The organism is Sphingobacterium sp. MYb388 (assembly GCF_037479535.1).
GTDB classification, from domain to species: Bacteria; Bacteroidota; Bacteroidia; order Sphingobacteriales; family Sphingobacteriaceae; genus Sphingobacterium; species Sphingobacterium anhuiense.
Map to the genome: position 1 here is coordinate 243635 of NZ_JBBGYV010000006.1, position 25911 is coordinate 269545.

The 25911-nt window shown below is 37.2% G+C and carries 22 protein-coding genes; 8 read left to right on the forward strand and 14 right to left on the reverse strand.

Features of this window, described 5'->3' with window-relative positions; genetic code table 11:
• Nucleotides 1–4: 4 nt before the first annotated feature.
• A complete protein-coding gene (locus tag WH188_RS18840) occupies nucleotides 5–1738 on the reverse strand; it encodes a hypothetical protein (protein ID WP_339424485.1) in 1734 nt (577 codons plus the stop codon).
• A gap of 189 nt (nucleotides 1739–1927) precedes the next feature.
• Between WH188_RS18840 and WH188_RS18845 the strand changes: the two genes are divergently transcribed.
• The 4 genes from WH188_RS18845 (at nucleotide 1928) to WH188_RS18860 (ending at nucleotide 6852) form a co-directional block, all read left to right on the forward strand.
• On the forward strand, nucleotides 1928–2077 hold the full coding sequence (locus WH188_RS18845) for a hypothetical protein (protein WP_168128289.1): 150 nt from the start codon (nucleotides 1928–1930) through the stop codon (nucleotides 2075–2077).
• 549 nt (nucleotides 2078–2626) lie between these two features.
• A complete protein-coding gene (locus tag WH188_RS18850) occupies nucleotides 2627–4417 on the forward strand; it encodes an alpha-L-fucosidase (protein WP_339424486.1) in 1791 nt (596 codons plus the stop codon).
• A gap of 134 nt (nucleotides 4418–4551) precedes the next feature.
• Entirely contained in the window at nucleotides 4552–6423 is a 1872-nt protein-coding gene (locus WH188_RS18855) for a PAS domain S-box protein (RefSeq protein WP_339424487.1), read from the forward strand.
• Entirely contained in the window at nucleotides 6424–6852 is a 429-nt protein-coding gene (locus WH188_RS18860) for a response regulator (RefSeq protein ID WP_339424488.1), read from the forward strand.
• A 112-nt stretch (nucleotides 6853–6964) separates the two neighbouring features.
• Here the strand turns inward: WH188_RS18860 and WH188_RS18865 are convergent, their stop codons facing one another.
• Complete coding sequence (locus tag WH188_RS18865; protein ID WP_339424489.1) at nucleotides 6965–9208, reverse strand: glycoside hydrolase family 20 protein; 2244 nt, start codon at nucleotides 9206–9208, stop codon at nucleotides 6965–6967.
• Between the two features lie 134 nt (nucleotides 9209–9342).
• Nucleotides 9343–11118 carry an aminopeptidase P family protein gene (locus WH188_RS18870; protein WP_339424490.1) on the reverse strand — a complete coding sequence of 592 codons (1776 nt, stop codon included), beginning with the start codon at nucleotides 11116–11118 and terminating at the stop codon, nucleotides 9343–9345.
• A 111-nt stretch (nucleotides 11119–11229) separates the two neighbouring features.
• Between WH188_RS18870 and dacB the strand changes: the two genes are divergently transcribed.
• From dacB to WH188_RS18890, 4 genes are all read left to right on the forward strand, one after another.
• Nucleotides 11230–12675 carry a D-alanyl-D-alanine carboxypeptidase/D-alanyl-D-alanine endopeptidase gene (dacB, locus tag WH188_RS18875; protein ID WP_339424491.1) on the forward strand — a complete coding sequence of 482 codons (1446 nt, stop codon included), beginning with the start codon at nucleotides 11230–11232 and terminating at the stop codon, nucleotides 12673–12675.
• A 109-nt stretch (nucleotides 12676–12784) separates the two neighbouring features.
• Nucleotides 12785–15064 (forward strand): NADP-dependent malic enzyme, encoded by a 2280-nt coding sequence (locus WH188_RS18880; RefSeq protein WP_339424492.1) that lies wholly within the window; start codon nucleotides 12785–12787, stop codon nucleotides 15062–15064.
• A gap of 12 nt (nucleotides 15065–15076) precedes the next feature.
• Nucleotides 15077–15658: a Holliday junction branch migration protein RuvA gene (ruvA, locus tag WH188_RS18885; protein WP_021189326.1), complete on the forward strand. Its 582-nt coding sequence runs from the start codon at nucleotides 15077–15079 to the stop codon at nucleotides 15656–15658.
• Between the two features lie 70 nt (nucleotides 15659–15728).
• A complete protein-coding gene (locus tag WH188_RS18890; RefSeq protein ID WP_339424493.1) occupies nucleotides 15729–16199 on the forward strand; it encodes a GAF domain-containing protein in 471 nt (156 codons plus the stop codon).
• 6 nt (nucleotides 16200–16205) lie between these two features.
• Here WH188_RS18890 and WH188_RS18895 read toward each other — a convergent pair whose 3' ends face one another.
• The 11 genes from WH188_RS18895 to WH188_RS18945 form a co-directional block, all read right to left on the reverse strand.
• Nucleotides 16206–17126: a WD40 repeat domain-containing protein gene (locus WH188_RS18895; protein ID WP_339424494.1), complete on the reverse strand. Its 921-nt coding sequence runs from the start codon at nucleotides 17124–17126 to the stop codon at nucleotides 16206–16208.
• A gap of 144 nt (nucleotides 17127–17270) precedes the next feature.
• Nucleotides 17271–17855: a bifunctional phosphoribosyl-AMP cyclohydrolase/phosphoribosyl-ATP diphosphatase HisIE gene (hisIE, locus tag WH188_RS18900; RefSeq protein ID WP_132843854.1), complete on the reverse strand. Its 585-nt coding sequence runs from the start codon at nucleotides 17853–17855 to the stop codon at nucleotides 17271–17273.
• Between the two features lie 61 nt (nucleotides 17856–17916).
• Nucleotides 17917–18669 carry an imidazole glycerol phosphate synthase subunit HisF gene (hisF, locus tag WH188_RS18905; protein WP_132843855.1) on the reverse strand — a complete coding sequence of 251 codons (753 nt, stop codon included), beginning with the start codon at nucleotides 18667–18669 and terminating at the stop codon, nucleotides 17917–17919.
• A gap of 2 nt (nucleotides 18670–18671) precedes the next feature.
• Nucleotides 18672–19424, reverse strand: a complete 753-nt coding sequence (locus tag WH188_RS18910) for a 1-(5-phosphoribosyl)-5-[(5-phosphoribosylamino)methylideneamino]imidazole-4-carboxamide isomerase (protein WP_132772470.1) — start codon at nucleotides 19422–19424, stop codon at nucleotides 18672–18674.
• A gap of 20 nt (nucleotides 19425–19444) precedes the next feature.
• Nucleotides 19445–20038, reverse strand: a complete 594-nt coding sequence (gene hisH, locus WH188_RS18915) for an imidazole glycerol phosphate synthase subunit HisH (protein WP_031287866.1) — start codon at nucleotides 20036–20038, stop codon at nucleotides 19445–19447.
• 53 nt (nucleotides 20039–20091) lie between these two features.
• Complete coding sequence (gene hisB, locus WH188_RS18920) at nucleotides 20092–21231, reverse strand: bifunctional histidinol-phosphatase/imidazoleglycerol-phosphate dehydratase HisB (protein WP_132772472.1); 1140 nt, start codon at nucleotides 21229–21231, stop codon at nucleotides 20092–20094.
• A gap of 4 nt (nucleotides 21232–21235) precedes the next feature.
• Nucleotides 21236–22294 (reverse strand): histidinol-phosphate transaminase, encoded by a 1059-nt coding sequence (hisC, locus tag WH188_RS18925; protein WP_168128298.1) that lies wholly within the window; start codon nucleotides 22292–22294, stop codon nucleotides 21236–21238.
• A gap of 196 nt (nucleotides 22295–22490) precedes the next feature.
• On the reverse strand, nucleotides 22491–23402 hold the full coding sequence (locus tag WH188_RS18930; protein WP_339424495.1) for a ribonuclease Z: 912 nt from the start codon (nucleotides 23400–23402) through the stop codon (nucleotides 22491–22493).
• 1 nt (nucleotide 23403) lies between these two features.
• Nucleotides 23404–23784 (reverse strand): STAS domain-containing protein, encoded by a 381-nt coding sequence (locus WH188_RS18935; RefSeq protein ID WP_132772477.1) that lies wholly within the window; start codon nucleotides 23782–23784, stop codon nucleotides 23404–23406.
• Nucleotides 23785–23801: 17 nt separating this feature from the next.
• Nucleotides 23802–24752, reverse strand: coding sequence for a phosphoribosylaminoimidazolesuccinocarboxamide synthase (locus tag WH188_RS18940; protein ID WP_132772478.1), 951 nt, complete (start codon nucleotides 24750–24752; stop codon nucleotides 23802–23804).
• Nucleotides 24753–24801: 49 nt separating this feature from the next.
• Nucleotides 24802–25767, reverse strand: a complete 966-nt coding sequence (locus tag WH188_RS18945; protein WP_132772558.1) for a PhoH family protein — start codon at nucleotides 25765–25767, stop codon at nucleotides 24802–24804.
• Nucleotides 25768–25911 lie beyond the last annotated feature (144 nt).

Here is a 25911-nt window from a genome sequence, read left to right on the forward strand (position 1 = left end):
TTCCTTAGCTAACTTGCTCAATACGCTGTTCTATAGATTGAACGACGGATTTTAACAGTCGCTCATACAATTCAACCACAGCACGAGCACGCGTTATGATTAAATTTTTATGCTGATCATCCATATCCATTGCCGCACTTTTCCACCAGATCTCCTGTGGTTTCAAAATGATGGAAAGAATCAACATATCGAGTTCATTATCATTCAGAATACCCTGTATTACATCGGCACTGGCAATAGCAGACCACTCCATGAGATCCAATAAATCAGTATTTTTAGGGATATATCCCACAGCACATCGCAGATAGGTCTGTATACCAATAGTGTACAATTCGCGCAATAGCAACAAAGCCGTATCTGCCATCAATAGTGGAGAGTCTGTTATCGTCATCAATATATTACGCATCACAACAACAGCATTTTCTGATATGATTTTAATTTTCTCAAATTTTGCAGACCAATCTACTACTACAGGTACCAATTTAGAATTGAAAGTAGACTTTTGCCGCAAAATCCAAGACTTCTGCCAGACAACACTCACAAACCGGCTTCCAAGAGTCAACTGCTTTTCCACATAAGGCAAATCAAGAAATACAACTGATGCTCGAACATCACCCACTTTCCTAATCTGAAATGTATAGGGTGAGTTCCGTTTAGTAAGCACCACCAGAAAAAGTTCAACTTTGACACCATTCTCCTCTTGAGCAACACGCTCTTGAAAAGGATTACCATGTGAAAAGCCGTCAGTTTGATAGTTGACCAATAAGATCTGTTCTGGATGACAGCCTGAATACAACTTATCAAGAAGTAAATTAGCATCATCCTTATATTTTTGTGGCCATGGAAAACCTGAAAAATTTTCCAATGTAGCAGGCCCTGAAACTATTGGATGAGATTTTTTAGCCATAATAGCAACAGTATCTTTAGCTACCGATACAGCAGCAGCACGATCACTCTTCTCCTTAATATATACCGCTACGCCATTCCAAATATAATCAACCATACTATCCAAAGCCTGACCAAATGCCTGACAATGCGCCAGTAAAAACTCAAATTCCTCTTCTAAAATATCGAGACGATCCTTTTTCTTCAAATAACTATGACAAGTATCCAATAACCGCAACAAAGGTGTACTATGGGCATCATAAGTAAAAATCTTAAAAAGTCCAGGTAAAGTGCCCCGCATCAGTTTAAGAATATGCTCCAGATTTTGTGCTTTACCAATCGTTACACCCGCCATGGTTTGAAATCCTTTTAACCGCAACACAATAAACTGATGCAACATGGCAGTTGCTTGAAAATAATCCGTTTTAGAATGAAAATTGTAACATGCGAACATAAATTCATCGGCTAAATTTTTGCCTTTAGCATAGTCTACATGAGACATTTCCATTAAACTGATCACGAGCTTACCCCCTAAAATGGGGCTCTTTTTGCTGTCTGCCTGATAAAGCAGGTGTGCAGGCAAAGAAGCATACGTAAAATAAAGGCTTCCTTTTTTCAACTGATTACTCCACTCCCCTGTCCAGATCACATGGAATGGAATATCGGGCATATCGGCCATACAGAGGCGGATAATAGGTTCAATACTTTGAACAGAGATACCCTTTATAGGATTAACAACTAATAAAAGATGTGGACTTTCGACGCTATCATTGAGAAAATTAAACAAAAAAATACGATCTAAATCAATCCGCTGAACCAATCGATCGACCAATAATTGGGTGTTAAGTTGCATAATTAGAGATTTAATAATAAATAATTAGTATAGATTTAATATACAAATATATATTAAATATTGTAATATAAAATTATTTGTATATTAAATCTATACAAAAGGTATGAATCACAATAACATCTATACTTTACAGCTACATAGTTCAACTTTGGCTTTACAGAGATTCACCAGAATCTTTACGACTCACAGATGATCAACAGGCTAAATAAGCAAGTGTATCGGGCACTCCAATCAAATCCCGATCAATTGTCCGGAAATATGTCTATGGAACGCGCAATTCTCAAACGGTTAGTTGGATTTCAATTCAATGAAAAAAATCATTTGGAAGACTACTTATAACTTGATCCGGAGCTCTTCTTGGATAAAGATGAACAACTCACCATACGGTTCCACGAATTTGATGTGCTAAAAGCAATCTAGGATGACAAAAGATTGTCTGAATTACCTGATTAGTTTTATAGATAATCAAGTTAGAACGGGAACATCCTAATACCATATGATAACTAATACCAATTTTTAACCAATTTTTAGACAGTAATGAGTCATTATTGATACAGTCTACACTGAGTGATCACTGAGCAAGCACTGAACAAACACTGAACAAGTAATGTTAAAAGACATAATCTGGTAATCATCTGATCTTCGTTTGCTCCCTAAAAATTAAAAGAGAGGAACCTACGTTTGTGTAACGGTGCGTTTTCAATTTATATATGAGGTCCTCAGGTATAATTTACATATAGTTATTATCCTATTAAACAAGAAGTAAGGAACAAAAAAAGCAAATCTATACTCCTAAATGCCGATAAAACAGTAGCCAAAATCATCTATCACTAGCCCTACGTAAGATTTTTTTCACTATATTAGTAAGACATAAGAACTGAAACCTTTATGCTACAAAATCTGAAAAGAATTTCAATTACTATTTCTTTATTCTTAACGTTAACATGTACACTTTTTGCTCAGGAAAATCCTAAAACCAAATGGTTTAGTCATGATCGCTTCGGGATGTTTATACACTGGGGACTATACAGTGGTGCAGAAGGATTGTGGAAAGGCGAAAAACTACGCTATATCAACAATTATGCGGAATGGCTCCGCTATCGAAACCGGGTTTCTAAAGATGAATATGGTGAGTTAGCGAAGCGCTTCGTATGGGATCAGATCAATCCTGAAGAATGGGTACTGCTTGCTAAAAAAGCAGGCATGAAATATATCATCATGACGACTAAACACCATGACGGTGTAGCCATCTGGGATACCAAAATTGGGAATTATAGTCTTAGCAAATTAAGTGAGAGCAATCGGGATATCATCAAAGAATTAGCTGCGGCATGTAAAAAACATAACATGAAGCTAGGTTTTTATTATTCACATTGGATTGACTGGGAACACCCATATGCCTGGGATCATAATCAGGAACTCACAGGACATGTCACCGACACCCAGTACAATCAGTATTGGCAGGAAAAAGTAATACCACAATTACGTGAACTTTTAACAAACTATGGCGATATCGCACTTATGTGGTTTGATATGTGGATTCCATATCAAAAATCAATAATTAAAAAAGAACAGCTTGAACAGGTTGTGGAGCTTATTCATACCTTACAGCCCAACTGCCTGATTAATTCAAGACTAGGTTTACCTACGGATGAGAAAAATATTGATTTTGAAACCTTCGGCGATAATCAATTTGGAACCTCATACATTCAACATCCGTGGGAAACACCAGGTACCATTGCACATTCGTGGGGCTACAACGGTCAAGAAAATGAATGGAAATCAACCAGTCAAATCTTCAATTCGCTGATTTCAAATGTTAGCCTAAACGGTGGATTTACCTTAAATATTGGACCTCGTGCAGATGGTACTGTACCTTATGAAAGTGTATCAAGACTGGAAGATATCGGTAAATGGCTCAATAAACATGGAGAAAGTATCTATGGGGCAACTGGTCTAGATCTAAGAGCCAACCAGCATGATTGGGGGTATTTAACAACCAAAACTACAGGAAAACAAACAAATGTATATGCTCAGGTGTTTAATTGGCCACTGGATCGCGTGTTGCGGATATCAGGAATTAAAACTAAACCGGAACAGATATCCATTCAAGGTACGACAGATCATCAGAACTTAAAATTTGAACAAATTGGTGGCATCCTGCATGTAAATCTTCCCAATAAGCAAACAGACAACTATGTATCTACCATAGTAATCCATTACAATGAACCATTGCAACTGGATAAAGATATCGTTGCTGAGTCCACTTTTGGTGGTTTTGCTTTAAATAGTACTAATGCACAAAACAGAGAACAATTAAAAGTAATTCGTTATGACGGAAAAAAACCTAACCATATTCAAACAGCTGGAGAAAACATTGTCTGGGAGATAGATTTTCCTGAAGTAGGAACTTATAAAATAGATGTATCTGCACATAATCCTAATACAGATCCGGTAGAAATTAAGGTTCAAACAAGCAATCAAACAGCTTCAGGAAAACTAACACCAAATGGAAAAATGGTAGTAGAACCGAACGAGAATAATTACACCGATGAGTTTGTGAACACTTCCATAGGTACATTTCATATTCGTCAAACAGGTAAACAAAAGATCACGTTCCAGACAGGTGGAAATCAACAACTTTGGTTAAACAGTATTTGGTTAGAAAAAATTAAATAAATATGGGTTATGTATAGCATATCAGACGATTAATATACATGTGAATAGGTAGTGTTGCCATTAAATTTCAAGAAAATGTGCACATTTGCATGCATTAACATTAGAAAAACAGGTTTTCTCAACTAGAATTGCGAATGGAATTTCACAATCAAGCATTGGACAAACAAAACATATTTCTAGAAACTTTAGGTTTTGAAGGATTAGTTGCGCTTGATTATGAAGGGCATATTTTGGCATTAAATAATCAGGCTAAATCCCTATTACCTTTTGACAAAATAGCACATAAAAAATTGCATGAGGCGTTGACCTTCTACAGCAAAGAAGGTCAACATCCAATACATCCCAATGAATTATCATTTAATAAGACATTGGAGACTGGTGCGGTACAGCGTGATATAATCTATGGTATCACAACAGAAGATAACACGTTGATCTGGCTTTCTTTTAGCTCTAAATTAATACCAGATAGACCTGATATCCACATGCTCATCAGCATTCAGGATGTTTCCCCACTCGTCAATGAAAACAAAAAATTACTAGATAGCAAACAAGAACTACAACTTCTAATAACATCGCTCGATGATATTGTATTTGAAGTAACCAAAGAAGGAGTTTTCAAAAACTATTGGACCAGCGAACCGGATTTATTATTTTATGAACCAGAGCAATTTTTGAACAAAAATATTGCAGATCTATTTCCTTCGGAAATGGCCGAAAAAACATTACCATTGATCAATAAGGCGTTAACCTATAACAAGGTTTATCATATGGAATTTCCTTCTCCTTTTGATACGCATAAAGGTAGATGGTTCAAATTAAAAATTAAACCCATACGCACTACAAAAGATCGTGTAGCAGTTGTTGTCTCCGATATTTCCCAAAAAATTAAATCGCTTGAAAAAATTAGATATAATCAACATAAATTCAATCAAGCTTTTCATTTCTCCGGATTAGGGATATCCTTGACCGACACACAAGGTTACTGCCTGGATGCAAATAATATCCTCAGTAAAATTTTAGGCTTTTCGCAAGAAGAATTATACTGCACAAACTTCTTTGATTATATACACCCTGACGATATCAATAATGATTATCTACAACGTCAACGATTGTTAAAGGGAGAAATGGACAGTTTCACATTAGAAAAACGGTATCGCCATCAACTCGGCCACTATGTATGGTGTTCAGTGACCACCTCGGCAGTACATAATCAGTGTAATGAAGTATCTTTTTTTATTGTTCAGCTACAGGACATATCGGAATGTAAAAAGAATCTTGAAATTTTAGAAAGGCAAAAAAAGGAAATCGAAATTGTCAAGATAGATCTGGAAACTAAAGTGCGCCAGTTGGAAGAGTTTAATCATATTGTAGCCCATAATTTAAGAGAGCCCGTAAGCAATATCCATATGCTCATCGATGAACTGAAAGATGAAAACAGAAAAGAAGTTAACAAAGAATATTTTAGACTACTGAAAAGTAGTAACAACAGTCTAACAGATACGTTGCAAGAGCTATCAGAGATATTAGAAATTAGTCAAAATAGAAACATAGAAAAGGTGAACTGTCATTTGCCTACAATTTTTAAAAAGGTATATGATCAATTTTTAGCAGAGATATATAGTAAAAAAGTGATCCTGACAACAGATTTTGAGATTGAGTATTTGCAATACTCTAGAATATATCTCGAAAGTATTATTTATAATCTGCTTAGCAATGCACTAAAATACACCGTTCCCCGTGTTCAGCCACAAATTCATATCAGAACATATCAACAGAATAATTCAACCTTATTGAGCATCCAAGATAATGGAATAGGCATTGACCTACCCAAATTCAAATCGCAAATCTTTATGTTTAGAAAAGTTTTTCATCGTGGCTTTGATAGCAAAGGCCTAGGTTTATTCATCACACGCTATCAGATTGAATCTTTAGGAGGTAAGATCGATGTTATTAGCAAGCCAAATAACGGCACTACTTTTTTAGTAAATTTTTTAGAAAACAACTAAATGGGATCAACCAATACTATAAAAATAAGAACTGTCACCCTTGTCGATGATAATGCTATTTTACGCGTTATTTTCAGTAACATGATCAAGAGTTTTCCAGACTTTCCGCTACAGATCAACTTATTTGAAAATGCGCTAGATGCATTAGAGTATTTTGAAAATAAAAAGGAAAATCTCGATCCTTCTTCAGAAATAATATTTGTCGATATTAACATGCCCTTTATGACAGGTTGGGAAATGATGGATAAATTAGAAGAGTTTGGTCATGACTTTTTAAATCTTATGAACATTTACATCATAAGTTCATCAACAAGCAGGACCGATAGGGAACAAATTCAAGACTATCCATTCATTGATGGATACATTTTGAAACCCATAGATAAACTTAAATTGTTTGAATTGATCCGCAAACTAAATAATGGAGCATAATACGATGATGCACATTTAATCTTGCATCAAATAAAGGAAAAGAGTTGCTTTATGAAACTGTAAACAGGTCCTAAAGCAACTCTTTTGCAGGGCTTATTAAGTATGATAAATACTAATACACCGACAGCTCGTCAACAAATAACCAAGCCGGCGAACCCGCACCACCAGATCCTGCAGGAATCTTATTCAGATGTTGCACTTCAACTTTAACAAATTTAGCAGTCTGCTTTTCAAACGACAATTTGATGGTCCCTTTAGATACGGCGATCACTTCTTTTCCCACCTCTTTTACTAAAGTAAAATTTTGATTATCCTGAGAAATATAAACTTTAACAGCTTGCGGATAGTATATCCAACTCGCATTTTGATCAACGACATTCAGTTCCACATTTGAAAATGAAACTGGCTCAGACATATCAATCGTAGCCACTAAATCTTTACCATTAAATCCTAACCAGTTTTTCTTAAAATACTGCTTATTTCCATAAACTCCATCCACCAATGTTGCTGTACCGTTAGCTTGATATGCTTCATTTGGCTCATGCAATAGTTGAACAGATTTCCCAGTAGATTTACTGATTACAAAGTCCTGCTTCAGGACCGAACCGACCATACGTGCAGCACTAAAATTTGCAGCATTGATGGTCATTGTTCTATCCACTACAACAGGCTCCTTATAAACGGCACTTTGAACAGTCGGTGCTGTTCCATCTGTAGTATAGCGAATCGTATTATCATTTTTGATTGTTGACAATTCATAATACATCTTTCCGTCTCTGGAAACGATATTACCATTCAATTCAAAAATAGCTTTACTATAATTGATTTTTTTTCTGTCCAGATAAGTAAACTCATGAATCACCCTGTTTTCGAAAGATTTATACGCTTCCGGTTTTGATGTTCCCCATGCCACTTCAGACAAAGCCAACAATCGAGGAAACAACATATATTCAACATGTTTAAAATTTGTAATATACTCCGTCCACATATTGGCCTGTGGTCCCAAGATATGCTTTGCTTCTTGCGCATTCAACTCCTTGGGTATCGGGTTGAAGCTATACACTTTATCCAAGCGAAGTTCAGCATTAAAAGCCAACGGTTCAGATTGCGGATTCCCCTGATAATAATCCAGATACATATGACTGACGGGAGTCATGATGGCATCGTGTCCTGTCTTTGCGGCATGAATACCACCTTCAATACCTGTCCAACTCATAACTGTGGCATTTGGAGCCAGACCGCCTTCTAAAATTTCATCCCAGCCGATAATATCTTTACCCTTTGCATTGATGTATTTTTCCATCCGTTTGATGAAATAAGATTGCAACTCGAACTCATCTTTTAATCCTTCTTTTTTAATCATTTCCTGGCAATGTGCACAGGTTTTCCATCTTGTTTTAGGTGCCTCGTCGCCACCGATATGAATATAATGACTTGGAAAAAGTGTAACAACTTCATCGATCACATCTTCCAATAACGCAAAAGTTTCCTCCTTAGGACAATAGATATCATCCATAACACCCCAGGTTGTTCCTACCTGAAAAGGACCTCCAGTGCAAGAAAGTTCAGGATATGCAGCCAATGCAGCTTGAGCATGACCTGGCATTTCAATTTCAGGGATTATTTCAATATGTAGTTTATTTGCATAGGCAACAACATCTTTAATTTGCTCCTGTGTATAAAACCCACCGTAACGACCATCTTTTGTTAATTTAGAATCTTTCACATCATCTGTTACTGCACGGTATGCTCCGATAGCAGTAAGCTTCGGATGACTTTTGATTTCAATACGCCATCCTTGGTCATCTGTAAGATGCCAGTGAAACTTATTCATTTTATAACGCGATAAATAATCTAAAAATAATTTCACTTCATCGGCAGTAAAAAAATGTCTGCTGACGTCAAGATGTGCACCACGATAAGTGAACTTCGCATAATCTTTAATTTCCAAAGCAGGAATACTTCCACTAGCTTGGTTCTCCTCCACAAGCTGCAACAAAGTTTGAACAGCATAAAAAGCGGCACTTTCTGTAGAAGCAGCTATGAAGACACCACTAGGACCTATCTTTAATTCATAATAATCATGCTTTTCCGAGACAGTATTGTTGATTTTCTGAAATCGGATTGGTCCCGATTTTTTAAGAGTAACTTTCGTCTGTAATAAGCTTTCTAATTGATTAGCCAAATATTTTGCTTGGGTCTCAAATGCCCCTGCTCCAACGGTTAGATTTCCTTTTAAAGGAAAGGAACCTTGCTTTGATATCTCCAAATGCTGAGGCATCGGTATCAGGTTCTTCTGTGCGAATAAGACAGAAGAATAGAAAAAAATAAAACTTAAAAATAGGATTTTACGCATGATAGTGATTTGGTCTTTCAACAAAAGTAGCATTAATTTTAAAAAATTAAAACGTTATAGCATGCCCGTTACATTAAACTAAAAAAGGAGATCATATGATCTCCTTTTCCTATTATATTACATTTTAAATAATCTTAAATTGCTTGCGTTTTGATTTTCAACCAAGCCTTTTCATCATCATTCAATCTGCCTTCCAGTTTATCATAAACCCATTGGTTATACTGATTCAACCAGTTTATATGTTGCTGATCCAGTAACGTTTTATCAACTAGATCTGTTGCAATATAGCAGATTGTCAATGTTTCAAAATCCATAAACTCTCCGAATATGGAAGAATCAGCATGTTTTGATAAGACAAGATTTTCAATACGGATACCATGTTTTCCCTCACGGTATAACCCCGGTTCAATCGAACTGATCATTCCCGCTTCAATTGCAACATCAATATTTGCGGCATTAAACGTCTGCGGACCTTCGTGCACATTCAAAAAGAAACCAACACCATGACCAGTACCATGGCCATAATTACGTAATGTAGCCCAAATCGGACGACGTGTAATCGCATCAATCTGATAACCTTTAGATCCTTGCGGATAAATAGCCTGGCTACCTTCTATCGTACCTTTCAATACAATTGTGTAATCTTCCTTCTCTTCCTGCGTAATATTTCCCAACGAAACCACACGCGTAATATCTGTTGTTCCTGTCTGATATTGACCTCCCGAATCGACCAATAACAGCCCTGACGTTTTTAAATCGTAATTGCTTTCTTTACTAGCGGAATAATGTGGCAATGCACCGTGGTCTAAATAGCCGGCAATGGTACCAAAACTAATATCATTAAAACCAGGTTGCTCCTCTCTAAACTCTTGCAGTCGTGCTGCTATTGAGATTTCAGACTGACCACCGGCAGGTACTGCCGATTCCAGCCATTTAAAGAATTTAGTCATCGCAACACCATCATTGATCATTGTTTCGCGCGTATGTCCAATCTCTACTTCATTTTTAATTGCTTTCAGAGAAGCTGAAGGATTGATTTTCTCAATGATTTTTACGCCAGAGGGAATAGAATCATAAATAGCAAAACAAGTTCTTTTTGGATCAATCAAAATAGATTCTACAGCTAGATTGCTCACTTGTGCATACACTTCCTCATAAGGCTTAACAGTTACACCGGAAGCTTCTAAACTGATAACCGTTTCCGAATCCAATTTAGCTGTTTCAATATATAAAATAGCTTCATCTGCTGTTACATAAACGAATCCTAAAACAACAGGATTACATGGTACGTCACGTCCGCGGATATTAAGCAACCAAGCCAGATCATCTAAAGAAGAAACCAGATGTGCCTGTGCTCTATTTTTGGCCAATACAGTGCGCACAGCCGCCAATTTAGATTTTGTAGATTGACCTGTTGTCGTATCGGCCAATAAATATGCTTTTGCTAAAGGCAAAGCCGGCCTACCCTCCCACAATGGAGACAATAGATCCACATGACCGTCAACTACAATATCAAGAGGTTTCAAGATTTGCTGAACAGATTGTGCAACTAACAAAGAAGCTAAATTACCATCAAAAGCAACTTTGGCACCTTTTGTTAAATGCTCACCTAACCAATCTGCGTACTCCGCATTCCCTTGAACTTTTAATTTTACAAGTTCGAAACCGCTCCCTGCCAGCTGTTCATTTGCCTGAACAAAATAACGGGTGTCTGTCCACAGACCTGCGAAACCCTGTGTAATAACTAAAGTACCTGCTGAACCTGTAAACCCTGATGTCCAAGCGATACACTTATAACGGTCTGGTAAATATTCACTTATATGCGGATCAGAAGAAGGAATGATATAACCATCAACACCTTGCTCTTTCATCAGACTTCTAATTGCCGTCAATTTTTCTGAATGCGTCATTGTTTCTTTAATTTGATCATGCAAGTTATAAAATTTCAAGAAGTAAACACCTTTTCAAGGGTAACTTTTGACTTTCATATTAAACACTTTTGATCAAACAATAGTATCTTTATGAAAACAGAAAGATTAATATTAATGAAAACCAGTATATCCCTTACCCTTCTCAGTATCTGCTTATCCCCGTTATACAGTATCCCTACTTTTTCACAGTCAGCAACAAAAACCAAAATTGAAGAAGCTTACCGTCAATTTGAAAAAGACCCTTCGTTAAAAAATGGTACAGCATCGCTATCCGTATTTGATGCAAGCACAGGAACACCCATTTTTCAGCATAATCAAGAGATAGGATTAGCAACGGCTTCTACGATGAAGATTATCACCGCCAGCACAGCATTTGATATTCTAGGCAAGGATTTTAAATTTAAAACCAATCTATCATATACCGGAACTATTCAGGCCGACGGCGTGCTCCATGGAGATATTATTATTGAAGGTAGTGGAGATCCCACGTTGGGAAGTAACCGTTACCCCGAAACCAGTGAAGAACAGATACTCAACAAATGGATCTATGCAATCCAGAATGCTGGTATTAAGGAAATAAAAGGCCGTATCATCGGGGATGACAGTCGCTACCAAGGATATAAAGTTCCTGGAGGCTGGATCTGGTCCGACATTGGAAATTATTATGGTGCGGGCGTATCGTCGCTGAATTGGCGGGAAAATGCCGTAGGGGTAGTTTTCACACCTAACGATGCGTTTGGAAAACCAGCAACAATACAAAAGCTTACTGCGGATCTTTCCTATATAAAAATCACGAATGAAGTTACTACGGGAAAAAATGGCTCAGGAGACAATGTATACGCCTATTCAGGTCCATATGCTACAAACATTTACATCCGGGGCACGTATGGTTCAGATCTCAAAAAAACAATTGAAATCTCCGTACCGGATCCCGCTTATGATGTTGCCTTTCAATTAACAAAAGCACTTAAGAATGTCGGCATTAAAACTGCTGAATCACCAAGTAACAGCAAAGCGATTTCAACAACAGAAATCTCAAGACATCTTCTGGACACCCATAAATCACCCGATCTTGCTGCGATTATCTACTGGTTCAACCAAAAAAGCATCAACTTATACGGTGAAGCATTATTGAAAGCAATTGCATACCAAACGGCACAAAAGACTGAAACGAGTGAGGGAGCATCCTTTATTCAAAAATATTGGGAGAATAAATTGCAGATCAATAGCAGTGAACTCAACAATCAGGATGGGTCCGGTCTCTCTCCACAAAATAGGGTAACGACTGCTGCAATGAACAAAATTATGCAATATGCTCAATCACAATCCTGGTTCCCGGAATTCTATAAAAGTCTGCCCGAATACAATAATATGAAGATGAAAAGCGGTACAATTGGAGGTGCACTGGGCTATACAGGTATCCAAAATAATAGCACAGGAGAGAAATTCACCTTCACCTTGTTAGTGAATAATTACTCAGGATCGACTAGTGCAATGCGCAAACGAATGTTCACACTTCTTGATGCCTTAAAATAAATTGACACTTCAGAATAAATTTTTGACTATTTATCATTTCTTTCTCAAAAAAAGAATGATACATTTGTAACCTTAGTTTAACAAACTAGCACTATATAAAAGAATTAAAATGAGTAATGTAAATCGTAAACAAGCGGCATTAGACTACCACTCAATGGGTAGACCTGGTAAAATAGCTGTTGTGCCAACCAAGCCAACAAATTCTCAAAGAGACTTATCGCTAGCTTATTCGCCAGGGGTTGCTGAGCCTTGTTTAGCTATCGCTGCAAATAATGAAGATGCTTACAAATATACTGCAAAAGGTAATTTAGTTGCAGTTATTAGTAATGGTACGGCTGTTCTAGGTCTTGGAGATATTGGCGCTGTAGCCGGCAAACCAGTTATGGAGGGAAAAGGTCTATTATTTAAAATCTTCGCTGATATCGATGTTTTTGACATTGAACTTGACACTAAAAATGTAGATGAGTTTGTCAATATCGTAAAAGCAATGGAACCTACCTTTGGCGGTATCAACCTGGAAGATATTAAAGCTCCAGAATGTTTTGAAATCGAAAGACGCCTAAAAGCGGAAATGAATATTCCGGTTATGCATGATGATCAGCATGGTACAGCAATTATTTCTTGTGCAGCCTTGATCAATGCGTGCGAACTGATCGGAAAAAATATCGAGGATGTTAAAATCGTCGTAAACGGCGCAGGTGCTGCCGCTATTTCTTGTACAGGTATGTATGTATCTGCTGGTGCGAGAAAAGAAAATATTGTTATGTTAGACAGTAAAGGTGTAATCCGTCGTGACCGTGAAACGTTAGATGCGATGAAAGCTACCTACGCTACTGACCGTGATATCCATACGCTTGCTGATGCAGTAAACGGATCTGATGTTTTCATCGGACTTTCTGCAGCAGATGTGTTGACTCCAGAAATGTTATTGACAATGGCTAACCAGCCGATTGTATTAGCAATGGCAAATCCTAACCCGGAGATCGCTTACGACTTAGCAATTGCAACACGTAATGATGTCATTATGGGCACAGGACGTTCAGATTATCCGAACCAAGTTAACAATGTGTTAGGTTTTCCTTACATCTTCCGTGGTGCGTTAGACGTACGTGCAACAGCGATCAACGAAGAGATGAAAGTGGCAGCTACAAAAGCAATTGCTGACCTCGCTAAACAACCAGTTCCAGAAGAAGTAAACTTAGCATATAATACCAATAATCTAAAATTCTCAGCAGATTATATCATCCCAAAACCTAATGATCCACGTTTGATCACTGAAGTTTCAGTAGCAGTTGCAAAAGCAGCGATTGAATCAGGTGTTGCCAAACATACAATCGAAGATTGGGATAAATACAGAGAAACTCTTCGTAAAAGATTAGGTCAAGATGATGCTATTATGCGTAACTTGACAATGGCAGCAAAACGTAATCCTAAACGTGTTGTCTTTGCTGAGGCAGATAACTACAAAACACTTCGTGCGGCACAGATCGTAAAAGAAGAAGGTATTGCAGTTCCTATTTTGTTAGGCAAAAAAGGAAAAATCAATGCTTTAATTAATGAGTACGGTTTTGAATTAGCAGGCGTACAGATCATTGATCCATTTGAAGAAATGGAAACAGAACGTGTCAACCAATATGTTGAACATTTATTTGTGAAGAGACAACGTCGTGGTCTTTCGAAATTAGATGCTAAAAAACTTTTAATCGACCGCAACTACTTCGGAGCTAGCATGGTACAGTTTGGCGATGCCGATACGCTAATCTCTGGATTAACAAAAAACTATGCAAATACGATCAAACCAGCAATCCATGTTATTGGAGCAAAAGAAGGTAGCCGTATTGCAGGTATGTATATGATGTTAACAAAAAAAGGTCCTATCTTCTTAGGAGATACCACTGTTAACAAAGAGCCTTCAGCAAAAGAGTTGGCAGACATCACCGTATTGTTAGATAAAGCAGTTAGAAAAATGAATGTAAGCCCTCGTATTGCATTACTTTCTTATTCTAATTTCGGTTCTAACGAAGGTAACACACCTACAAAAGTACGTGAGGCAATTAAAATCGTACACAAGGAGCATCCTGAAATTGTTGCAGACGGTGATTTACAGGCAAACTTCGCATTAAACAGTGAGCTATTAGAAGCAAACTTTCCATTCAGTACATTGAAAGGACAACCAGCAAATACGTTGGTATTCCCGAATTTGGAATCTGGAAATATTGCATACAAATTATTACAGGAAGTAGGCAACGCCGAGGCAGTTGGTCCAATCTTATTGGGTATGAACAAACCAGTTCACGTATTACAATTGGATAGTTCAGTTCGCGAAATCGTGAATATGGTAACGATCGCTGTTGTCGATGTACAATCTCACGAAAAACAAGGTAATTAATTCCGTATCGCTATGTATGCATATTTTAACGGGAAATTAGCACATAAAGCACCTACCCATGTTGTTCTCGACGTGGGTGGGATTGGCTATTATATCCATATTTCCCTCAATACTTTTTCCTTGATTAAAGACCAGGAGCAGTGTAAGCTATTCATTTCTTTTCAGGTTAGGGAGGATGCGCATACCTTATACGGATTTGCAACAGAAGGTGAAAAAAAACTATTTGAAAATCTGATTTCAGTATCAGGTATTGGTCCAAATACAGGCCGTATGATCCTTTCATCCAATACACCGGAAGAAATACAATCTGCTATTGTTAATGGTCAGGTTACACTGATTCAGCAAATAAAAGGTATTGGTCCTAAAACAGCACAACGTTTGATTTTAGAATTGCAGGATAAGCTAAAAAAACAGGGCGTAGAATCCTTGTCAACGATTCCAATGGCACAATCTGTACCAGACGAAGCATTATCCGCTTTAGTCATGTTAGGATTCAATAAAGCTACCTCAGAAAAAGTTTTAAATACTGTCATCCAAACGGATCCAAATCTGACCGTCGAAGGAATGATCAAATTAGCTTTGAAAAAGTTGTAAAGAAAGATTATTTATTTTTAACAAGCGCTATTATTCTGTTAACTTTGAACAGCATAATAGCGCTTTTTTTATGGCAGAAGATTTAACAATTAAAAAAGGAACAAAGGAAGAACAATATATTGCTCTTCTTCCTCAAATAAAAGGCTTGATCACCGGTGAAACGAATCAAATCGCTAACCTGGCAAATATTGCTGCAGCATTGAAAGAACAGTTCAATTTTTTTTGGGTAGGTTTTTATTTAATTGAGGGTGAACAACTTGTACTTGCACCTTTTCAGGGACCAGTAGCATGTACGCGTATCCAGTATGGTCGTGGAGTTTGCGGAACTTCTTGGAAAGAAAATAAAACCATTATCGTACCCAATGTGGATGAATTCCCTGGGCATATCGCTTGCAGCTCACTTTCAAAATCAGAAATTGTTATCCCTGTTTACAAGGGCAACAGCATCATCGGTATTCTAGATGTAGACAGTAGCGAACTCAACGATTTTGATGCTGTAGATGAGCAATATTTAACTGAAATAGTAGCTTTGCTTTCTTAAGACTACCTAAGACAATTTCATCTCCCAGACTTTGATTAATTTATCATCACCTGCAGTGAGAAAGTATTTTCCAGAAGTAGTCCAAAGTCCGGTGTTGATCGATAAAGTATGCGAGTCATAGAATTTATCACGACTGACTGTTTTGCGTAAAGCATAGGTTTCCTCATCCCAAATTTTGAAAGATTTGTCCCGGCTAACCGTAGCAAATACAGGATAACTGGGATGTGGATAAATGCCATATACGGTAAACATATGCGGAACAAACCCATGCTGCTCTTTTAACGTTGCTACGTCAGATATTTTCAATGCAGCATCTCTAGCTCCACTCAAGAGCTCAAGTCCGCTACGAGAGAAGATCAGACTCGTAATCGGCATGGTATGTTTCTGGTTCGCTAATAAAAAATGAAAATCTTCTGCAGAGAACAAAAATATATCCCCGTTCTTATCTCCAAATGCGATTTTCTTTTGATCATGAGAAAGCGCAATCGTACGGATTGTGTTTGAGGAAATAGCAAATTCATATATCTTCTTGTAATCTGTCAAACACCATACACTAGCAATACCGTCCTCCCCTACTACAACAAGCTCATTCTTGGTCGGAATACTCTGAAGGGCAAAAATTGCTTTCTTAGAAACTTGAATGCTCGCTATTAATTTTTGATTTTCAACATCAACAATCATAACCTTACCCTCACGAAGTGCAATCGCCAAAAAAGAGGTATTAGGGATAAGATGTAAGGCATAAATTGAAGAACTTACCGCACAAAGAATGCGCTTGAATGACTTCGTTTGCAAATCCCATTCCACTACACCTTTATCATTTCCTCCAGAAAAGAAAGTATTGGTAAAATATCCTCTCTCTAAAGCGAAGATAGGATTTTGATGTCCTGTTAATGTTGCTGCTAATTCCATTTCTAATGTATCCATAATCATATTACCCTATACAAACTTAGCTAAATTTACATCAACTAGAAGCTATATCAGTAAATTTACAGCGTATTACAAATCTTAAAAGGCACCCATAGGTGCCTTTTTTACAAATTTTATACATCTTAATAACGTAGAACAATACTATTGATGTCTACCTTCGAGATTCTTAGCAATTGTCTCTAATGAAATTCCTTTTTCGCGTAATAATACGAGAAGGTGAAACAATAGATCAGAAGTTTCATTAATAAAATCATGCTCTGTTTCTGTCAATGCAGCGATAACAGTTTCTACGGCTTCTTCACCTACTTTTTGAGCAATCTTATTGATTCCTTTTGAACGCAAACGATTAACATATGATTCATCGGAAGGAAATTCATAGCGATGCTTGATGATTCGCTCTAGCTCCAGCAAGAAGTTTTGATTAAAATCAGTATTAAAACAACTGCGGCTACCTGTATGGCAAGTAGGGCCTGCAGGTCTCGCTTTAATTAATACCGTATCTTTATCGCAGTCAATATGTAAGCCAACAACCTCTAAAAAGTTCCCACTTTCTTCACCCTTAGTCCATAAGCGGTTTTTACTTCTTGAAAAAAAAGTAACACGCTTCTCGGCTTCTGTTTTTTGCCATGCTTCTTCGTTCATATAACCGAGCATTAACACTTCCAATGTTTGGTCGTCTTGTACAATTACAGGGACAAGTCCGTCACTTTTTGAAAAATCTAACATTTCTTTTAATTAGTATCGAGTACATGGTATGAAGTCATTAGAGTTGCTTTAGTAAGCAAATTTAACGTACTACAATGCCATTACTCCTTAAAGTATTCTTTAATTCTGGGATAAGGATTTCACCGTAGTGAAACACTGATGCTGCCAAAGCGGCATCTACATTTGCCTGTTGAAATACATCGACAAAATGTTGCTGATTACCCGCACCACCGGATGCAATTAACGGAATAGTAATAGCATCATTGATTTTTTTCAATAATCCATTATCAAATCCATTCTTCGTTCCATCATGGTCCATAGATGTCAGTAAAATCTCGCCAGCCCCTCTTTCCTGTGCCTCGTGTACCCAATCCTCTGTTTTGATATCAGTCTTGATACGGCCTCCACTTAAGTGGACAAAGTTTTGACCATCTAGAAAACGCGTATCAATCGCAACAACAACAAATTGTGCACCAAACGCTGCGGCAAGATCATTGATCAATTGTGGATTACGAACAGCAGCAGAGTTGATCGAAATCTTATCTGCTCCAGCATTCAACAAAATCTCAGCATCTTTCATTTCGTTAATTCCACCTCCGATTGTAAATGGAATATTGACCTGACGCGCAACAGCCTTAACCAGGTCAATAGTTGTTTTACGCCCTTCATGCGTGGCTGCAATATCTAAAAAGACCAATTCATCAGCTCCCTGTTCAGAATACTGCCATGCCAATTCAACTGGGTCACCAGCATCACGTAAATCAACAAAATTAACTCCCTTTACTGTGCGGCCATCTTTAACATCAAGACAAGGAATTATACGTTTTGCTAACATCCTTAGAAGTTAATTAACGATTTCAAATTCCAATCTTTAATCTCTTCAATTGAAATTCTATTCTCATAGATCGCTTTACCAACAACAACAGACTCCATTCTTCCCAATGATTTTAAGTTGCTGATGTCTTCCATTGAACTGATACCACCAGATCCGATTAATTTAATTATAGGAGAATGATCTAATAGTTTTTTATATAATTCAACACCAGCACCGCCTAATTTACCATCTTTGCTGATATCAGTACATAAGAAACGGTAAAAACCTAAAGCTAAACACTTGTCGATATATGCAATTAACTTGATTGGAGAAGATTCCAACCAACCTGAATATTTAATCACCTCGTCCAATACATCAATTGCAATAACGATATGATCGGCATATTTAACTTTACCCTCATTCAAGGTACTTAATTCTTCCAAAAATGATGGATTAGTGATTGCCTGTGTACCAACAATAACACGGTAAATACCAGCATCAACCAATTCTTTAACTTTTTCAATACTGCGAACACCGCCACCGTATTGAATTTTCATTTCTGTTTTTTGAATGATATCAAATAAATATTCTTGATTACTAAAATCACCTTTTGCACCATTTAAATCAATGATATGTACCAATTCTGTACCATTTGCATGATACTTCTCAATCTGCTCTTCTAAACTGATTTCATAAGTAGTAACATCGTCATAATTTCCTTCTCTTAGACGAACAACTTTCTTATCTAATACATCAATTGCGGGTATAATATACATTGTAAACTGTTTTTTATTTTCTAACTTAATTTTGAAAAATTCACTAATAATTGCTCGCCAGCCTTTCCTGATTTTTCAGGATGAAACTGCACACCATAAAAATTACCTTTTGCTATAGCGGCCGAAAATGGCAATCCATAGGCACACATTGCTGCCGTGTATTTCGCATCATACTCAATGAAATACGAATGTACAAAGTAAAAATAAGCATTATCTTCTATATTGCTGAATAATGGATTGTCATTTCTGATCGATACACTATTCCAACCCATATGCGGAACTTTCTCCTTGATTTTTTTATCAAAGTGTAAAGTCTTCAAAGGTATAATGGATAATAAAGAGGCATTTCCTTCTTCTGAGAAATCCGTTAGCAACTGCATGCCTACACAAATACCCAGAACAGGCTTATCAATGTTATGGATACATGAAGCTAAACCTGAGTCACGCAATTTTTGCATCGCTGCACCTGCATGCCCTACTCCAGGAATGATAATACGATCATATTGTTCCAGCTCTTCTTCCTTGTTGACCATGCCATAGGCTAGTCCAACACGATCTAAAGCTGCTGTCAATGAAAATATATTACCGGCTCCGTAATTTATAATTCCTATCATTTTTGTCTTTTTAGATGTCAGATAATAGCTATCAGACATGAGATTGGAGATACCTACAAAACTCCTTTCGTACTTGGTAGCTCCATATTATCAGCATCACGACGTACAGCTTTCTTTATTGATTTGGCAAAAGCCTTAAATATTGCTTCGATCTTATGGTGCTCATTGTCACCTTCAGCTTTGATATTTAAATTAGACTTAGATGCATCCGAAAATGATTTGAAAAAGTGGAAAAACATCTCTGTAGGCATATCACCAATTTTCTCACGCTTAAAATCAGCTTCCCAAACAATCCAATTACGGCCACCAAAATCCAAAGCAACCTGCGCTAAGCAATCATCCATAGGTAATGTATATGAATAACGTTCAATACCACGTTTATCACCCAAAACCTTTAAGAATACTTCTCCCAGCGCAATACCAGTATCTTCTATCGTATGATGTTCATCAATATGTAAATCACCCTTTGCTTTTACTGTCAAATCGATTGCACCATGACGGGCAATCTGATCCAGCATATGGTCAAAAAATGGCAAACCTGTTTCAATATCACCTTTTCCTGAACCATCTAAATTCAATTTGATATAGATATCCGTTTCATTCGTTTTACGATGATGTTCACCGGTGCGTGTTCCTAACTTCAGGTATTCATAAATAGACTTCCAGTCGGTTGTTTCAAGACCAATTGTTTCTGCATCAATCTGTACATTTTCCAAAGCCCCTAAGTCATCATTATTACGTAGCCAAATAGCTTTAGCACCTAGATTTTGTGCCAGCTTTACATCATTGACACGATCTCCGATAACAAAAGACTGTGCTAGATTATATTGTGAAGGATCGAAATAATCCAATAGCATACCGATACCTGGCTTGCGTGTAGCCGCATTTTCATGAGGAAACGTACGGTCGATATGTTCTTTAGAAAAAACTACACCTTCAGCCGCAAATGTATCCAGTATAAATTGATGGACAGGCCAAAAGTTTTCTTCTGGATGAACATCTGTACCCAGACCATCTTGGTTAGAAACTAATACTAAGTCGAAATCTAATTCTTTCGCGATGCGTGGAAGGTATTGCAATGCACCTGGGTAAAATTTAAGTTTAGCAAAAGAATCAATTTGTTGATCCTCAGGTTCCAAAATTAAAGTACCATCACGGTCGATAAACAATACACGTTTTAGCTGATTAGGCATTATTTTATATGTTGATTGTGGTTAATTTTTCCAATAATATACTATTCTCTTCTGGTGTACCGATTGTAATTCGAAGACAGCCTTCACAAAGTTCCACCTTCGAGCGGTCACGTACAATGATGCCATGTGATACCAAATAGGCATATACTGCTCTTGGATCATTCATTTTTACCAAAATAAAGTTGGCGTCAGAAGGAGTAATGTGTTGGACCATATCCAGTTTGTACAATCCCTGCACTAACTTTTCACGTTCCACCACAGTTTGTTTGATCCAGCCATTAACCTGATCAACTTGATCTAATGCTTCCAGAACAATATCCTGTGTCGCTTGGTTAATGTTATACGGTGGTTTTATCTTATTGAACACCGAAATAATTTCGGTACTTGCAAAGGCCATCCCTAAACGTAAAGCTGCTAAGCCCCATGCTTTTGAAAGCGTCTGTAAAACAACTAGATTTTGGTATTCGGCCAATTCCTGAGTAAAGGATTTAGTTTGTGAAAAATTAATATAAGCTTCATCCACCACAACCAGACCATCAAAGTTGTTCAAAATGGTTTCGATATCATGACGATTTATCGTATTACCGGTTGGATTATTCGGTGAGCAAATGAAGATCAATTTAGTGTACTCATCGACAGCATTTTCAATGCCTTCTAAGTCCAACTGATACTCCTTTGTTAAATTTACCTTCCGAAAAGCGACATCGTTGATGTTGGCCGAAACCTCATACATGCCGTATGTAGGAGGGACTAAAATCACATTATCAACACCTGGACGACAAAATGCACGAAATAAGATATCGATAGCTTCGTCACTTCCATTACCTAAGAACATATTCTCTGCAGGCACTCCTTTAATATGTGCTAGCTTATGCTTGAGTTGATGTTGCAGAGGATCTGGATAACGGTTATAGTTATGCGCTAAAGGAGAACCAAAAGCGTTTTCATTGGCATCAATTAAGATAGATGCTTCCCCCTTGAATTCATCTCTAGCAGAAGAATAAGGTACGAGATTTTTAATGTTTTCCCGTAAAAGTTTCGTTAAGTTGAATGGAGTGTCCATTAAATTATTAAATTTTAAATCGTAAACTTAGATAAATTTGCTTACATCCACAATATAATTACAGATCAATAGAAATTTAGCCTTATTTATTTTTAGTTCATAGGTATTGACGCATGTCGCTCAAATATAACTTTATTGATCCCTTATAAGAATTTTTGGCGTAATTTAATATAACAGGGAGATTTTACAAATAACATTATACCGAAAACCATTTTCCCTCTTGCGATAGCATCGTTTTCGGGAAAACAAACTGCGCCTCAAGTAATAAAGGCTGTAAATCTTTATATCGTGCAGAATAATGACCTAATAATAATTTATCTGCATGCGTTTCCTTTGCTATCTCTGCGGCCTCCAAGGCTGTCGTATGAAATGTTTCCTTTGCACGATCGACCATCTCATGGAGAAAAGTAGATTCATGGTAGATTAATGTCGCATGTTGAATATAGGGTAAGTAGTTTGCTGTACGAATGGTATCTGAACAATACACATAACTGCGGGATAATGGTGCAGGCAACGTATAATCTGATGCGCTGAATACCTGCCCATCTTCACGAACATAGTCCACCCCGTTTTTCAATAATTGATAATAAGCAACAGGAATACCGGCCTCCTCAATATCTTCTACAAGTAGGTGGCGTGAACGCTGTCCCTCGTCAAAGCGAAAGCCCGTACAGGGAATTCGGTGAGTCAAAGGGAATGTACTTACTTTAATGGTTCTATTTTCAAAAATAACCTGTGGTTCTTCGGCAGAAGTTTCATGGAAAATAAGATCGTAGCGAAGTAATGTCTCTGAATATTTAAACTGAACAGCCAATATTTCATCAAGTCCCTTTGGTCCATAAAGGTGTAAATCACTTTTACGCCCAATCAGGTGCATGGAGGACAATAACCCAACTAAACCGAGGTAATGATCTCCATGCAGATGACTGATAAAAATATGATTTATTTTATTGCTTTTAATGCCATAACGGCTAAGCTGCATTTGTGTACCTTCTCCACAATCAATTAAGAACAATTGCTCATTGAAGTTTACGACTTGACTAGTTGGATGCCTATCATACATAGGCGTTGCGGAACTATTCCCTAAAATCAAAACTTCAAATCGCATATTATTTTTCTTTCTCTCCTCTATAATCTAATTCAATTTCGTGTGCAAAAACACGGTCTTCAGCATCTTTAACAGAGTTTACGATCGTAAAGTTGGTCTGTAGGTGAGACATTTCCAATACCTCAAGGACTTCAGAGTCCAAGTTTGCTAGAATGAATAGCCCACCACTTGAATCACAAAGACGATTTGCCAATAGTGCCAAGCGAATACTGCTTTCGTCTATTTTACGCACATTAGATAAATCTAAAATAATATTACGTTGACCAACCGTGTTTCTCAACAAAAACTCACCTTTTAATTTAATCGCTTTTTCCGCATCTAAGCTATCACAAAGCGGTTCTATTACAATATAGCGGTCATGCTTATCAATCGTATATTTCATAATTTAGATCCTTTCTCTTAATATTTTAGTTGTTTTAAAGCTTGAGTCACATTCCGTTCTACACGTTCCAAAACATCTTCTTGATTTGGATAAACAAACTTCTCGCCTACAATATGCTCATAAAGTTCGATATATCGCTCAGAAATTGATTTTATTATTTCATCTGTCATTTCCGGAACCTGCTGTCCATCTTTACCTTGAAATCCGTTTTCAATTAACCATTTGCGTACAAACTCTTTCGACAATTGCTTTTGTGCTTCACCACTAGCCTGACGTTCAGCATAACCCTCCGCATAAAAATAACGGGAAGAATCTGGTGTATGAATTTCATCAATCAAAATAATCTGACCATCTTTTTTGCCAAATTCATATTTGGTATCCACCAAGATCAATCCTCTTTCGGCTGCGATTTCAGTACCTCGTTGAAATAATGCTTTTGTATATTTCTCCAACTGGATATAATCTTCTTCACTCACGATCCCTCTTGCTAAAATAGCATCTCTTGAAATATCCTCATCGTGACCTACTGCTGCTTTTGTCGTGGGAGTAATAATAGGTTCTGGTAATTTATCATTTTCTTTCAATCCCTCTGGCAGCGCTTCGCCACATACCGAACGTTTTCCTGCACTATACTCTCTCCAAGCGTGACCAGATAAATAGCCACGGATCACCATTTCTACTTTAAAAGGCTCACACATTTTACCAATGGTAACACTTGGGTCCGGAACAGAAACTACCCAGTTTGGCAGAATATCTTCCGTTGCTTTCAAAAATTTTGCAGCGATCTGATTCAACACCTGTCCCTTATACGGGATAGGTCTTGGTAAAACCACATCGAATGCCGAAATACGATCTGAAGCCACCATAGCTAAATATTCATGAGCAATGGTATATACATCACGTACTTTACCTCTGTAAAAAGAGGTTTGATTTTCGAAATTGAAATTTGTTTCTTGTATTGCGTTCATATATTGATGAATGGATAGTATCTCTCTATCTCAAATTTATTATTGACTATTAAATATCTCCGTAAGCCTCTAAAATGCGTTTCACTAGTTTGTGCCTCACAACATCTGAACCATTTAAATGTATAATATCGATACCCTCAATATTATCCAGCAACCGTACAGCAGTAGCTAGTCCTGACTGATTCTTTCTCGGTAAATCGATCTGTGTCACGTCACCCGTAACAATGAATTTTGCTGTCGGGCCCATACGGGTTAAGAACATTTTCAATTGCATATCGGTTGCATTCTGTGCTTCATCCAAAATCACGAAACAATTATCTAGAGTACGTCCACGCATAAAAGCTAACGGAGCGACCTCAATGGTTCTATTCTCGAGATATCCTTTAAGTTTTTCTGCCGGAATCATATCATCAAGCGCATCGTATAAAGGACGTAAATAAGGATCAACTTTTTCTTTTAGATCTCCTGGAAGAAAACCCAAATTTTCTCCAGCTTCAACAGCCGGTCTTGTTAAGATGATACGTTTGATTTCTTTATTACGTAATGCACGGACCGCTAAGGCAACAGCGGTGTAGGTTTTACCTGTACCTGCAGGACCTATAGCGAAAAGGATGTCGTTGTTCGTGATGCTATCCACCATCTTTCTTTGATTGGGTGTACGTGCACGCACAATAATGCCATTAGGCCCAAAGACGATAGGCTCGGAGCCGACACTTGCAGCTTTATCAGCAAGCATTTTTTCTTCCAGTACAGCAGATCCCGAAGTTGTCTGCATCAGGTTTTCCAAATCCATTAAGGAAAGTTTATTATACTTTTCCAAATGGTTGATAACATCGTCAAAGGAATTTTTGAAAGATTCAAGTTGCTTTTCATCACCCAATACCTTCATCTCATTACCCCTAGCTACAATTCTCAATTTTGGATACTGTTTTTTTATGTAGTCAAAGTGCTCATTCTGAGCGCCCCAAAGTATCGCTAAATTGATAGCATCCAATGTAATTTGTAATTCGTTCAAATCATTCAATTTAAGGTGAATTATTTCCATATTGGCCTGTTACCTACAAACATCAACCAATATCCAAAAATACAGTATTAATATCAATTTTAGCATCAGAATATGCAACAAAAATAAAAAAAAGAGTTCATTTTTTATTTTTAT